15 protein-coding genes are annotated in these 12879 nt (G+C 62.9%); 7 read left to right on the top strand and 8 right to left on the bottom strand.

Annotation, left to right across the window (positions count from 1 at the left end; translation table 11 throughout):
• On the top strand, positions 1-1206 hold a 1206-nt coding region (locus tag CH256_RS08800), incomplete at its 5' end, for a flavin-containing monooxygenase (RefSeq protein ID WP_143536542.1).
• Between the two features lie 159 nt (positions 1207-1365).
• Here CH256_RS08800 and CH256_RS28965 read toward each other — a convergent pair.
• On the bottom strand, positions 1366-1902 hold the full coding sequence (locus CH256_RS28965) for a GIY-YIG nuclease family protein (RefSeq protein WP_373454794.1): 537 nt from the start codon (positions 1900-1902) through the stop codon (positions 1366-1368).
• Positions 1903-1986: 84 nt separating this feature from the next.
• Between CH256_RS28965 and CH256_RS08790 the strand changes: the two genes are divergently transcribed.
• Together CH256_RS08790 and CH256_RS08785 are read left to right on the top strand one after the other, a co-directional pair.
• Positions 1987-2262: a hypothetical protein gene (locus CH256_RS08790; RefSeq protein WP_256989408.1), complete on the top strand. Its 276-nt coding sequence runs from the start codon at positions 1987-1989 to the stop codon at positions 2260-2262.
• Between the two features lie 128 nt (positions 2263-2390).
• The gene (locus CH256_RS08785) at positions 2391-2786 is read left to right on the top strand and encodes a RidA family protein (RefSeq protein ID WP_094669353.1); all 396 of its coding nucleotides are present in this window, start codon (positions 2391-2393) and stop codon (positions 2784-2786) included.
• A gap of 76 nt (positions 2787-2862) precedes the next feature.
• Here the strand turns inward: CH256_RS08785 and CH256_RS08780 are convergent, their stop codons facing one another.
• Both CH256_RS08780 and CH256_RS08775 read right to left on the bottom strand, forming a co-directional pair.
• Positions 2863-3504 (bottom strand): hypothetical protein, encoded by a 642-nt coding sequence (locus CH256_RS08780; protein WP_094669351.1) that lies wholly within the window; start codon positions 3502-3504, stop codon positions 2863-2865.
• Positions 3504-4172, bottom strand: coding sequence for a hypothetical protein (locus CH256_RS08775; protein ID WP_094669356.1), 669 nt, complete (start codon positions 4170-4172; stop codon positions 3504-3506). The genes CH256_RS08780 and CH256_RS08775 overlap by 1 nt, the downstream gene beginning before the upstream one ends.
• Before the next feature lie 262 nt (positions 4173-4434).
• Between CH256_RS08775 and CH256_RS08770 the strand changes: the two genes are divergently transcribed.
• Both CH256_RS08770 and CH256_RS08765 read left to right on the top strand, forming a co-directional pair.
• Positions 4435-4959, top strand: a complete 525-nt coding sequence (locus CH256_RS08770; RefSeq protein WP_094669349.1) for a hypothetical protein — start codon at positions 4435-4437, stop codon at positions 4957-4959.
• A 23-nt stretch (positions 4960-4982) separates the two neighbouring features.
• Complete coding sequence (locus CH256_RS08765; protein ID WP_256989407.1) at positions 4983-5498, top strand: hypothetical protein; 516 nt, start codon at positions 4983-4985, stop codon at positions 5496-5498.
• Between the two features lie 19 nt (positions 5499-5517).
• On the opposite strand, the gene CH256_RS08760 is transcribed toward CH256_RS08765, so the two are convergent.
• The 5 genes from CH256_RS08760 to CH256_RS08740 all read right to left on the bottom strand — a co-directional run bounded on the left by CH256_RS08760 (position 5518) and on the right by CH256_RS08740 (position 9425).
• Positions 5518-5991: an ArsR/SmtB family transcription factor gene (locus CH256_RS08760; protein WP_094669348.1), complete on the bottom strand. Its 474-nt coding sequence runs from the start codon at positions 5989-5991 to the stop codon at positions 5518-5520.
• Positions 5988-7094, bottom strand: coding sequence for a serine hydrolase (locus CH256_RS08755; RefSeq protein WP_094669346.1), 1107 nt, complete (start codon positions 7092-7094; stop codon positions 5988-5990). Before CH256_RS08755 ends, CH256_RS08760 begins: the two co-directional genes overlap by 4 nt.
• Before the next feature lie 100 nt (positions 7095-7194).
• Complete coding sequence (locus CH256_RS08750) at positions 7195-7698, bottom strand: GNAT family N-acetyltransferase (protein WP_094669344.1); 504 nt, start codon at positions 7696-7698, stop codon at positions 7195-7197.
• A 34-nt stretch (positions 7699-7732) separates the two neighbouring features.
• The gene (locus CH256_RS08745; protein ID WP_094669343.1) at positions 7733-8506 is read right to left on the bottom strand and encodes an 8-oxoguanine DNA glycosylase OGG fold protein; all 774 of its coding nucleotides are present in this window, start codon (positions 8504-8506) and stop codon (positions 7733-7735) included.
• 43 nt (positions 8507-8549) lie between these two features.
• On the bottom strand, positions 8550-9425 hold the full coding sequence (locus CH256_RS08740; protein ID WP_094669341.1) for a helix-turn-helix transcriptional regulator: 876 nt from the start codon (positions 9423-9425) through the stop codon (positions 8550-8552).
• Positions 9426-9511: 86 nt separating this feature from the next.
• Between CH256_RS08740 and CH256_RS08735 the strand changes: the two genes are divergently transcribed.
• Positions 9512-10300, top strand: a complete 789-nt coding sequence (locus CH256_RS08735; protein WP_094669340.1) for an SDR family NAD(P)-dependent oxidoreductase — start codon at positions 9512-9514, stop codon at positions 10298-10300.
• Positions 10301-10420: 120 nt separating this feature from the next.
• A complete protein-coding gene (locus CH256_RS08730; RefSeq protein ID WP_256989406.1) occupies positions 10421-12844 on the top strand; it encodes an AAA family ATPase in 2424 nt (807 codons plus the stop codon).
• Positions 12845-12879: the final 35 nt, after the last annotated feature.

Raw genomic sequence — 12879 nt, 5'->3', positions numbered from 1 at the left:
GCCGCGGCCGAGTACGACGCGCAGCGGCAGGGCTGGACCGTCAGGACGGTCGACGGCGAGACGCTGACCGCCGACGTGGTGATCACCGCGACCGGTCAGCTCAATCGGCCGAAGGTGCCGAAGATTCCCGGGCTCGAGTCGTTCGAGGGGCCGATCTTCCACACGGCGAACTGGCCGTCGGATCTGGATCTGACCGGTAAGCGTGTCGCCATCGTCGGAACCGGAGCCAGTGCCATGCAGGTGCTGCCGGCCATCGCGTCGACGGTGGGGCATGCGACGGTCTTTCAGCGTTCGCCGCAGTGGGTGTCGTCGAGCGACGTGTACTTCGCCGAGATGGGCGACGATGCCAACTACCTGATGGATGTCGTTCCGCTGTATCGGCTCTGGTATCGGACCAGGCTGGCCTGGAACTTCAACGATCGGGTGCACAGCTCGCTGCAGGTCGATCCCGAGTGGGAGCATCCGCAGCGTTCGATCAACCCGATGAACGACGCCCATCGTCGGGTATTCACCCGCTACATCGAAGCCGAGCTCGACGGCAGGCCGGACCTCATCGAGAAATCGCTGCCCGATTACCCGCCCTTCGGCAAGCGGATGCTTCTCGACAACGGCTGGTACGCCGCACTGAAGCGGGACAACGTCACCCTCATCGCCGACGCAGTCTCATCCATCACCGCCAACTCGGTTGTTGCGCAGGATGGCACGGAGACCGAAGTCGACGTGGTGATCCTCGCGACGGGCTTCGAGACTCACAAGTTGCTGACGCCGATCGATGTGCGCGGGCGATCGGGTGAGTCCATTCGCGATATCTGGGGCCTGGAGGATGCGCACGCGTATCTCGGCATCACCGTCCCGGACTTCCCGAACTTCTTCATCACCTGCGGCCCTGGAACGGTGTTGGGCCACGGCGGCAGTTACATCACCATTGCCGAATGCCAGGTGCGCTACATCGTCGATGTGTTGATCGACATGGTGGACAAGCGAATCGGAGCCATCGAGTGCAAGGCCGACGTGGAGGCTGATTACGTCCGCAAACACGACGAGGCGCACGCGAAGATGATCTGGTCGCACGGCGGCATGGACAACTGGTACCGCAACGACGCCGGACGCGTGGTCTCGACACTGCCGTGGAGGATCGTCGACTACTGGGAGATGACGCGACGGGCCGATCTGAACGACTTCGTGACGGAGGGACGTCACGACTAAAGGTCTACAAACTGCGAGTGGCGTCTTCTAGGGCTATTCCTTGGAGGAGTGTCACAGCAAATGTAGACCTTGTGTCGTAGCTCCAGCTGCTATATCAGCTGGCAGGTAGGACAGCGGCGGGATGATCGGCTCCCAAGTTAGTGATTGGGATAGCACGTTCTAGGGTCGCGTCCCAGGGTTAGTTAGCACCGGAAGTTCCATCGCACCGCGCCTCGCAGCAGATCTCACCGCACTGAGTACTGGGTGGTATGCATTGTGGCGGTTGCCCATCAGGTTGAGCGGGAGGTCGTACTTCTGGATCAGCTCATCTTCGAACACCCACGGTTCTGGATGCGTCACCCATGATACGAACGCGTGCTCACTCATCCAGTCGTTCAAGGTCCACTCTCCCTCGTGGAAATGGACCCGGTGACCAGATCCGACTCGACGAAGCGACAATCCCAGAAGACTTCCCAACGTTAATCGCAACGTAGAGCCATACGCATTGCCGTTGTAGTGATACCGGATTCGCCTGCGGATGTTCTGCTGACTGGGGTTCTTGCCATTCGTTGGAGGTTTGCTCGGGCTGATCCCCGCGTATAAGAGCGTCAACCCGTCTCGCTTACAGCAACCGGCAGTATCGATGTTGCCTGCAGGCAATATGTCGAACCACCATCCGTAGACGCCGGGGAGGGCCGGAACCGGGCAGTCCTTCACGAGCACTTGATCTCGTGTGTACGTCGGCGCGGCTAGGTAGGTGGCGTGGAGGTCGGACACGGGTAAATCCTGTCATGTCGCCAGGTGCGCTACATCGTCGATGTGCTGATCGACTTGGTGGACAAGCGAATCGGAGCCATCGAGTGCAAGGCGGACGTGGAGACGGAGTATGTCCGCAAGCACGACGAGGCCCACGCGAAGATGATCTGGTCTCACGGCGGCATGGACAACTGGTACCGCAACGACGCCGGACGCGTGGTCTCGACACTGCCATGGCGCATCGTCGACTACTGGGAGATGACGCGACGGGCGGATCTCGACGACTTCGTCATGGAGCCACGACGGGATGCGGCTCGCTGATCAGCGGGATGTCCCCCTGAAAGCCGTTGGTACCCGAGACCGTATGGACCCATACCGCCGACGATGTCCGGATTCCATGCAAGGCTCGACGGCACACACACCCGAACGATCGAATGGAGTGCGCGGCGATGGAACGAACGGCAGTCAACCCGGTGCGGTGGTCGGTGGACATGGGATTCAACCAGGGGGAGATCGTCTCGAGGCATGCTCGGACGCTCTATCTCTCCGGCCAGACATCGACGGGCGATGACGGCTTACCTCAGCACGCCGACGACATGGGCGCGCAGTTGTCCCTGTGTCTCGACAACATGGAAGCCGTTCTTGCCGAAGCGAATATGTCCTTAGCGAATCTCGTCCGGCTCAACGTCTACACCACCGATGTCGACGCCTTGCTGCCGCACTACGGCGACCTGGCGGCACGACTGGGCGCGGCGGGCGTCAAGCCGACCAGCACCCTGCTCGGGGTCAGCCGGCTCGCGATTCCCAGTTTGCTGGTCGAACTCGAGGGCACCGCGGTCGGGTAGATCGACTACCGGGCTATGGCGAGGCGGGCCGCGACCTCGTAATGAGACCCGTCTGGATTGGGCTCACTGAGCAGGATCAGTTCGACGTTGCTTGCTGCATCGACAATACGAATCCGTGTCCGCCGCCCGCGTCGCAGATCATTGCTTCGACGCGAGAGAAACACGTGAACCCGTTGAACGTGATGGATGTGTTGTATTCCAACGGTTGTGCGTTCTCGACCCCGAATTCGCCTTGGTTGAAGCAGGTCGGCGTCACCTTCCCCGGGGTCATGTAGAAGCCCTTGCCAAGTTGGTCGATGGTGAACGACGGGGTGACGCAGTTCGCGCCATCAGGGATCGGAGCATCCGCAGCTTGGCAACCGGACGAGAATTCACTGTCGCCGATCTTGCAATAGATGTTGCCCGACGGCGACTTCCAGCCCACCTGATTGCCGTACGCGCTGTATCGGGCAGGGTCGACGGGGGTGATGGGAGCGGTGTTGTTCGCGGGATCGGCAGCGGTCGGGTTCGATTCGGGCGCCTGTGGTGCTTCCGTTGCACCTTCCGCGCCACCATCGGTGGAGCCGGTCGGCGCGGCAATGGTCACCTGCGGAGGCGCGGGTATCTGTGCGGCAGCGCTCGTCGGGGGAGCGTCGGCGGGTGCATCCTGATTTCCGCATGCCGTCAGTGCCGCAGTGGTGAGAACTGCGGTCAGCGTGAGTTTCCAGAACTCCTTCATCAGAATGCGAGGTTGACGTCGCGGGAGATCATGAAGCCCCGGTCGCCGTCGTAGCAGGCGATGCCGGCTTCGGTGGAGCGACAGAAGGTGCCCGTCACTCCGATGACCTGGCCGTATTCCAAGACTCGAGGGCGCTCAGGTCCGCCGACGAAGATGCCCTGATTGGTGCAGATCTGTTCGACGGTGCCGTCTTGGTTGATCTTCACCCCGTAGGTGTTGTTCTCGGTGTTGAGGCACTCACGGCCGGTGTTGCCCGGCACCGAGTAGCGGACCTGGCAGCCCACGATGGTCCCGGGCGCATTGGAGGAGTTGAATCCGCAGAACACGTTCCCGCTGGGGGATTGGAAGAAGTACTGTCCTCCGGCTTGATCGAAGTCCCGTGCATCCACAGTGACATCGTCGCGGTTCGGGGCGGGCGGTACGGCTGGTGTGCCCGCGGCGGTGGGAATTGCTTGTACTGGGGTGACTACGTCGGGAGCCTGTGCGATTCCGCCTGAGCCGCTACCACCGTCGGAGTCGGAGTATCCGTTTGCCGACGGAGCAGCCGCTGCGCTGGTGGCCGGTGTGGGTAGGTTGCTCACCGGCTCGTCGGAGCCGCAGGCCGTGGCTGCGAAAGCAGTAGCGGCGATCAGCGCGCATGTGGCCACGATTGTGCGGACTTGCCTCATTCGATGGTCCTCACCGGTGGCTGCGGAGTGCGTCACCTCTGATCGTTGAATCGAACGGGCCAAGTGGTCTGTTAACGTCTTTCGTGTCACGACCCAGTCACGAATCGGTATCCGAGCGGTCCTTTTGTCGCTGTGGCTGCGAGGGTGGGTCGGGTAAAGACTCAAGAACCACTTGATGTTTCAGGTTCAACCTGGGGTTCCTGGTCCGGTGTCACGTGCGGTCCGGTATCTCGTTGTGCGACATGAGCGAAAGGCGTGCTGTATGCGAAAAACATTGCGGCGAGCGGTCGTATCGATCGCACTGACGATCCACCTGGTACTGGGCATCGGCGCGGGAACGGCCGTGGCAGCGCCGCAGACCACGCTGCTCCAGATTCCGGTCGTCACCGGTTTCCAGATCGCACCCGGTGCCGTGCCCGGAGGGTTGTTCCAGACCATTCCGATGAAGGCCACGGTCGGTACCGAGCCGGGTGTTCTGCTGTTGTCCGCGGCGAATATCGCACCGTATGCAGACCAGTATCCGTACCGAAGTCTCGGTGTGAACTGGCGAAACTGGGACATCGGCTTCCGTGGAAGCGCGGGACTGCGGCATTGGCAGGACAACCCCAACCCGGGCCCGCCCAACGACCTGCCGCTGCTACACAGTGAGCAGTACCCGCGCGAAGTAGCTCTGCCCACCGGAAGTGGCTGGGTCGAGATCACCGTGACCCACTACCGCGATTACTACGACGGCGAGCCCTACGCCGACACGCTGATCCCGGGCAAAGGCCTGATCTACGTGCCCTGATCGTCCAACCGAAAGGAAACTCGATGCGGAAATCGATCCGCGGCGGTGTCGCCGCCCTGGCGCTGACCGTCCCCCTGGTCTTCGGCATGGGTGCCGGAACTGCAACCGCTGCGCCGCAAGAGTCGGTACTGCAGGTGCCTGTCGTGACCGGGCCGGAGTTCGTCCCTGCGGGCGTTCCCGGCGGACTTATTCAGACCATTCCGATTCGAGCTGTGGTCGGCGAGAAGCCGGGTGAGGTGCGCTTCTCGGCCGCCGACATCCGGCCGTACTACTACCAGTTCGCTTACCGGCATCTGACGGTCAACTGGCGCAACCTGTCCACCGGTGAGGCGGGCTCCGCCGGCTTGCGGCACTGGAACGACGAGATCGATCGGACTCAGCCGGCCAATCAGGGTGGTTCGCAGGCCTACCGCCTGCCGACCGAGGTGACGGCTCGGACGGGTGCGGGTCCGGTATTCGTGACGGTGACCCACGACCGCGAGAATCCCGATGCGTCGAACGCTCTCATCCCCGGCTTGGGTGTGTTGTTCGTACCCTGACACGCGGTGTTGTAGTCGGTCAGGTACCCAGATCGCCTGCGATATCGGCGGCGGCGAGCATCGAAACCAGGAGCGGCACAACTCGTTTGGCGGCGATTCGATAGTCTCCACGACCGTGCTGCTCCACGATATTCGCCGAACTCAGCGTCTTGAGGTGGTGATAGATCTGGCCGGACGAGCCGAGTCCCACTGCAGCGAGGAGATCCGCAGCGTTCGCCGGTCCTCGTAGCAGCGTTCGCACGATCTGCAGTCGCACCGGATGTCCAAGAGCCGCAAGCACTTCTGATGCCGAGGGAACCGGTAGTTCCACGATGGCGTCGGGGGAGTAGCCGATGTCCCAGCGGACCGTTCCGTGCAGATGGACGTCGCCTTGGTAGGCGATCATGCCGCCTGTCGACGGGGCGGCCTCGAGCTGTTCGGGAGCGTCGCGTCGCTCCAGCTCGGCGACGCGGGCCTCCAGCTCTGCCAGTCTCGATTCGAACTCTGCGTTCACACCACGCAGGCTATCCGGTCGAGAACCTCGGGCGAGAGCATCGCCTCGACGATGAGTTGCTGCTGTACGCCGAATTGGGTCATGGCCTGATCTAACCGGTCCGCGGGGAGGCCATCGATCAACCACACTGCCGTGGCAACTGTTCCGTCAGTGCGGCGCAGCTCGAATCCCTGGGTCAGCACACCGGGGAGGCTGCCGCCTTTGAAGCCGATACCGCGAACGCTGTCACCCGCAGGTTGCCATTCCAGTTGGCGCACAATGGTGTCGGATGCTGCGCCGTAGGTTCCGTCTGTGAAGGCGCGATACATTCCGTTCAGTTCTTCGGCAGAGCCGCGGCTGAAACTGCTCTCGACCCGGGCGACCTGGTCCTCGTAGGTCGGCACTTGCACGGACGCCTCGACCTGGGCCCGGAACTGCGGGTCGAATGCCCACTTCTGAGCGGTCTCCCAGCTATCTGCATCGGCGAGTTCAGGATCGAAAATCGAGAGCATGTCGGCCACCATGCTCGGTGCCTCGAAATTCTCCCAACCTCCTGCGGCTGCGGCGTCGACGAGTGCTTCATCGCCGAGTCGGTATCGGAGGTAGTCGGGCACCGAGTTGTCGCTTTCCTGGATCATGGCCGAGACCATGTCGTCGATGCGGACCGTGGCGTTGGGGTCGGTTGCGTTGGTGCCGGCGTTCGCAGTGCCGAGCCGGGTCAGGGCATTCGGATGAGCGTTGGCGTCGGTACCGGGTACGTACCAGCGCTCCCAATCCGAGAGAGTCACTTGCTCGTTCGGGTCGATGGTGCCGTTCGCGACTGCCTGGGCGTAAGCGGCGAGATGCACCACCTTGATCGCCGATGCGAGTACCTGCTCTTGATCGGCTCGATGTTCGACGGTTCTGCCGCGGCCGTCGTCGATGACGAGGCTGACGGTGTCTGGCGCTTGATCGATCAGTCCGATCCACCCGTCCTCGGTAGCGAGGTCGGTGGAAGTGGCAGGAGCGCAGTTCTCCGGCATCGGGGTAGTGGTGGTCGTTGCAGTGGTGTCGGAGTCGGTGGCGCATCCGCCCACCAGCAGTACGGCTGCGCAGGTTGTCGAGATCCAAGTCGAGCGTCGCATCGAGTTCTCCCATCCGTTATTCCGTAATTACGGATAACCATAGAAGGGGCATGGTGATCTGACAACCCTCGAATGTTCGCTCTCGCAGGAGCCATACCCGTCAATGCTTGGTTGTGTCGATCCAGAAGCGGATTTCACCCTCGTGGTTCAGGCCGTCGGGGATGCCTCCGTTGCGTTCGACGACTGTCACCGATGCTGGGTTGTCGGGTGAGACCGTCAGCAGTGCGCGCGGGATTCCCAGGTCTGCGCACGCGTTGAGGGCCAGTCGAAGCATTCGGGTGGCGTGGCCGTTGCGCTGCCAGGGATACACGACGTGGTAGCCGATGTGACCACCGCCTTCGTCCTCGGTGAGGCGGTGGCGCAGCACGAGCGAGCCGATGTAGTACTCGCCCGAGGTGTACCAGAAGACCTGGGACGGAACACCCCAGTGTTCGCGTACTCCGGCGCGTTCGGCGGCGAAGCCATCGAAGTCGATACTCGCGGCTCGCAGCCAGTCCGTGCTCCGACCGCGATGAATCGAGTCGGCGAGTTCACCTACCAGATACGACGTCTTGACCAGATTGTGCGGCGTGGTCAACGAGAGCGGAGTCGGTAGTTGGATCATCCGCTGACGCTACAACGAGATTGTGGTGGACCATTCAGAACAAGGTGGGTGCGTTGTAGCTGCCGAATCGTGCGTCGTCGAGTCGGGCGCTCCATCGCTGCACGAGCCACATCTCGACGAGTTCGGGTCGGGTGTCGATCTCGTTGGCCCAGCTCGTGATGAGTTCGACGTAGCGGTCGTAGCGGCGACGAGTGAATCCGGTGACGGACGGGTCTTCGAGCCACCCTTCATGGATGAGGGTCGAGACTCCGTATTGGTCGATCAGTTGCGCCGGTCCGCCGTAGACCGAGGCGTTCACCGCCCACAGAAATGTGGCCATCAGTGAGACTCCGACGCCCGGAGCGTCCGGCCATCCCGAGCGAGTTTCCGTCGGATGCTCGGGCACCTCGCGGTTCCGGACGCAGTAGTCGAGCACCGCGAGGGTCTTGGCGACGGGGTTCTCGTCGGGGTGGGTGAGGTGTGGGTTCATGACGTCAGGGAATCTCCGCGCCGCTCGGCGATGCCGGTGACTGCCCTGCCAGGCCGCGCAGAGAAACAGCAGTCCGAGCGAATCATGTTCGCCTACAGCCAGATCGGTGCCGAACCGAAGATCGTTGCGCTGCACGGTGGCACCGCCGTACTCGACGATTTCGCCGTCGAGGTTGCGGCCGCGCAGTCGTAGATCATGACCTGCCCTGTCGAGGTGGCCGTTCCACCAATCCAGGTCCACCAACACACCGTCGTCGAGGACGTGCAGGTCGTAGGTTCGGTGCCGACACCACTGCACACAGGCCTCAGGTGGCGAGAACCCCTCGTCGCGTTGTGACATACCGACATCGAAGCATTAGGTACCGACAGTTCGACCGCTGCTGTCACTCCGAGCGAGTTCCGGCTGGTCTGTCGTGGTGATCAGATTTCTCGTGTCCGATCATTGCCAGTAGCGCCAATTTGTCGGCGTCGGGGCTGCCGAGAGCAGCGGTGTACAGGATCAGGTGCTGGTCGACTTCGACGAGTTTCAGCGAATCGCAGTCCACCGTGATCTCTCCAACGGCTGTGTTCCGAAACGTCTTTCGCAGGTCAGGGGAGACTGCGACGTCGTGCTGCTCCCACAGCCGATCGAACTCGGGGCTGCCCTCGCGAAGTTCGGCGACGAGCTCGGACACAATCTCGTCCGTGGGATAGCGGGTAAGGGCGGTGCGGAGTTCGTTGACCGCACTGCGGCGGAAATGGACGTCGTCGGAGATGCCGTAGAGCCGCTCGCTCGGCTGCTCGGTGCCGAGGAAAGCTTTGCGGGCAAGGTTGCGATCACGAGGGGTCAGGGCGCCGAAGTCTTCCATGAGCGCTGTGGCGAGGTCGTTCCAGGCAAGAACCTCGAACGCGGCGGACATGACGATTCCGGCGGTCTGGGGGAGTCGTTCCAGGAGCGTGAGAATGCTGGGCCGAACATCGCGCCGGTGCACACCTGATCTCGCGGGTGCGGTGCCCGCCAGCGCGTGTAGATGGTCGGACTCGGTGTCGTCCAGGCACAGGGCAGCCGCGATCCCCGCCAGCACCTCTGCCGACGGGCGCGGCGCGCGCCCTTGCTCGAGGCGCACGTAGTACTCCGTCGAAATATGCGCGAGCACGGCAACTTCTTCACGGCGAAGACCCGGGGTCCGGCGACGAGGGCCGGCCGGAAGACCCACATCCTGCGGTTGGAGCTTTACGCGGCGGCTACGGAGAAACGCCCCGAGTTCCTGCTTGTCCATGAGTTCGATTGTGCCCCGAGTAGAGCATCGGACCCTAGTACCGTTTGTGCCTGTATCCGGTGTCGATACACCTTGATGCTTGCATCATGACCATCGAAACAGCCTCGCGTACAGCCTGCCTCCTGTCCGGCAAAGTCATTTTCATCACCGGCGCAAGCCGAGGAATCGGTGCTGCTGCGGCTCACCTCTTCTCCGCGGAGGGTGCTGCTGCTGTTGTGCTCGCCGCCCGCAACGTCAACGCGCTCGATCAACTCGTCACCACGATCCGAACGGCCGGCGGCACCGCCGACGCCGTAGCCATGGACCTCAGCGACTCCGACAGCATCCGCGCCGCCGTCGACCGCGTCGAGCAGGTGCACGGACGGCTCGATGGCGCATTCAACAACGGTGGCGTCAACCAGCGGCAGATCGGCCCCCTCGACACAACCACCGAAGACGACCTCGACGAGCAGTTCACCGTCAACTTCCGTGCCCACTGGACCGCGATGAATGCCGAAGCCGCCCTCATGCGTCGGAGTGGCGGCGGTGCCATCGTGAACACCTCGAGCATCGGCAGCCGCCGTGCCGTCCCGCCGCTTCCGGCATACGGGGCGATGAAGCGGGCGCTCAACAGCATCACCGAAACCGCGGCGGTCACCTGGGCCCCTGAGGGTATCCGTGTCAACGGTCTGATGCCCGGAGGAACTGCAACAGAAATGATGGACGAATGGGAGGCAAAGACACCCGGTGTCATCGCAGCCAGTAGCGCAGCGTCGCCGATGGGGCGGATGGCCGAAGCCCGCGAAGTTGCCGAGGCCGCCGCGTGGCTACTCAGCGACAGGGCTTCCGCCGTGACCGGTGCGATCGTCCCCGTCGACTGTGGCTCGGGTGCCTGAATCAGATTGCCACGTTCGCGCCCTCCGTGCGCCCCCGAATGGTTCATGTCCCTGCGGGTTGCCGGTCCCATATGGAACTGTGGGGTCTGGTTAGCCATCAGAACGAACAGGGGAGTGCCGGTGACCGTTGCCGACAATGCTGTCGACAGGCCACTCGTAGACGTGGTGATCGAAGCCATCGACGCGGACAATGACCTGTCCGACGAGGTCAAATACTTCGTTCTCGCGGCCCTGGAAGGGCCGACGTCACTGCAGGAGCTTGTCGACGGCATCTCGACCCCACACGTTCCGGAGCCGTCGGGTAGCCACCTCGTCGAGGAGCCGGTCGGTGCATTTCTGACCTCGATCACTGTCGCGGGATTCCGCGGCATCGGTCCCAAGGCATCCCTCGAGCTACACCCCGCGCCGGGCATCACGATCGTCAGTGGCCGCAACGGATCGGGCAAGTCGAGCTTTGCCGAGGCCCTCGAATTCGCAATCACCGGTTCGAGTTATCGCTGGGAGAACAAGGCCAAGCTGTGGGCCGACACCTGGCGCAATCTGCATCAGGGAGATCTGTGTGAGGTGCGGGTAGGGCTCACGATCGAAGGGTCCGAACCGACGGTTGTCGGTGTCGACTGGACTTCCGATGCCGCGCTCAAGGGATGCTCCACCTGGACTCAGGTGGGAAAGCAGAAGCGCAGCACCGGTACCGATGCACTTGGGTGGAAGTCTGCCGTCGAACTTCATCGCCCGATCCTGTCCTACGACGAAATCGGCGGCCTGTTCGACGCGACGCCGTCCACCTTGCACGACGCCCTGGCCAAACTCCTCGGACTCGACGAGATCACCGATGCCGAGAAGCGACTGGCAGCGGTACTCAAGGAGATCAAGGGGCCCCGGCAACGGGCAGCGGAGAGCCTGCGCCAGCTCAAGACCTCGTTGTCGGATGTGTCGGATGATCGCGCGAAAGCTGCTGCAGCCCTGGTAAAGAAGCGGGTTGCGGATCTCGACGCGGTGCTGGCGCTCGCCACCGGAGCCGACGCATCGGCATCGCCCGCGCTCATCGGTTTGAAGCGGCTCGCAGCGTTGAGTGCCCCGACGCAGCTGCGTGTCGACGAGGTGGTGGCGGAGCTCCGGGCAGCTGCGGCCGATACCGCGGATTCGGCTGATGAGGCACTGTCGGTGGTGGAGCAACGCAACGATCTGCTCGATGCGGCCCTGCGACTGCACAGTGAGACGGGCACTATCGAGTGCCCGGTCTGCGCGGCGGGGACGCTCGACGATGAGTGGGCTGAGCACTCGCGGGCGCAGTTTGCCGAGCAGAGCCAGAAACTGGCCGCCTACAAGCACAGTCGCCGCCGACTCGGCCAAGCGCAACGCGCCGCAGTCGAACTGGGGAACGGAATTGCCGACGCCACCGCGGTGGAGGGCGTCGACCTGCCTTCCCTGTCCGAGTATCGAAAGTCCGTCGCCGTGGCGCGAGAGCAACCGTCGAGTTCTTCCGGTGTGGCGGATCACTTGGCGACGACGATTCCCGCGGTTATCGAGTCTGCTGAGGCCCTGCGCACCGAGGCCGAGGAAGCGGCGGCTCAGCGTGAGGACACATGGGCACCGATTGCTGGACGTCTGGCCGCGTGGGCCACTCTCGAATCCGCGGCGCGAGAGGCGGATGAGGCCGTCAAGAACGTCGACACGGCCAAGAAATGGATTGCCTCGCATGCCAAGCAACTAAGGGATCAGAGGCTCGCTCCGATTGCCGAGCAGGCCCGCGACATCTGGGCGGAGTTGCGCCAGGAAAGCAATGTCGACATCGGTGCTATCAACCTGGTGGGCCACAACACCAGCAGGCGAGTGGTGATGACCGGCTCGGTGGACGGCGTGGAGTCCGAGGCACTGTCGGTGATGAGTCAGGGCGAGCTGCATGCGTTGGCATTAGCGCTGTTCATACCCAGAGCAACTACGCCGAACAGTCCGTTTCGATTCATCGTGCTGGACGACCCGATTCAGGCGATGGATCCGGCGAAGATCGACGGCTTCATCAAGGTGCTGTCAACGCTCGCGAAGACCAGGCAGGTCATCGTGTTCTCGCACGACGATCGATTGGCCATTGCGATCAGGCAACTCGCCGTCGATGCGCGGCTCGTCGAGGTGATGCGCGAACCAGGTTCCAACATCAGTGTTTCCGAGACACAGAATCAAGCGACCCGGTATTACAACGATGTGCGGGCATTGGTGTTGGACGAGAACGTGCCCGACGACGTCAAGCGCCGGGTCGCGCCGGGCTTGTTCCGGTTGGCTCTGGAATCGGCTGCGCAGCAGGTGTTCTACGCAAAGCAACACCGGGCGGGGGAGTCTCGGTTGGCGACCGAAGAGCGGTGGTCGGCAGTGCACAAAACGCGCAACAAGATTGCGCTCGCTGTACACCAGGACTCCGAACGCGACCTATCGCAGTGGCTGGGCTTCCGCACCGAACGCTTCCCGACGCTCCATATCGCGAACGCCGGCGACGTTGCAGCAGTCATTCGGCAAGAATCCCGTCGACCATCTTTTTCAAATCATTGACCACTTCCCAGGTGATCGGCCGATCTGAACCGTTG

Origin of the sequence: Rhodococcus sp. 05-2254-6 (assembly GCF_002258565.1) — a bacterium.
GTDB lineage: Bacteria > Actinomycetota > Actinomycetes > Mycobacteriales > Mycobacteriaceae > Rhodococcoides.
Note: the sequence above shows the minus strand (reverse complement) of the source record. Positions and strands in the feature narration are given on the sequence as shown.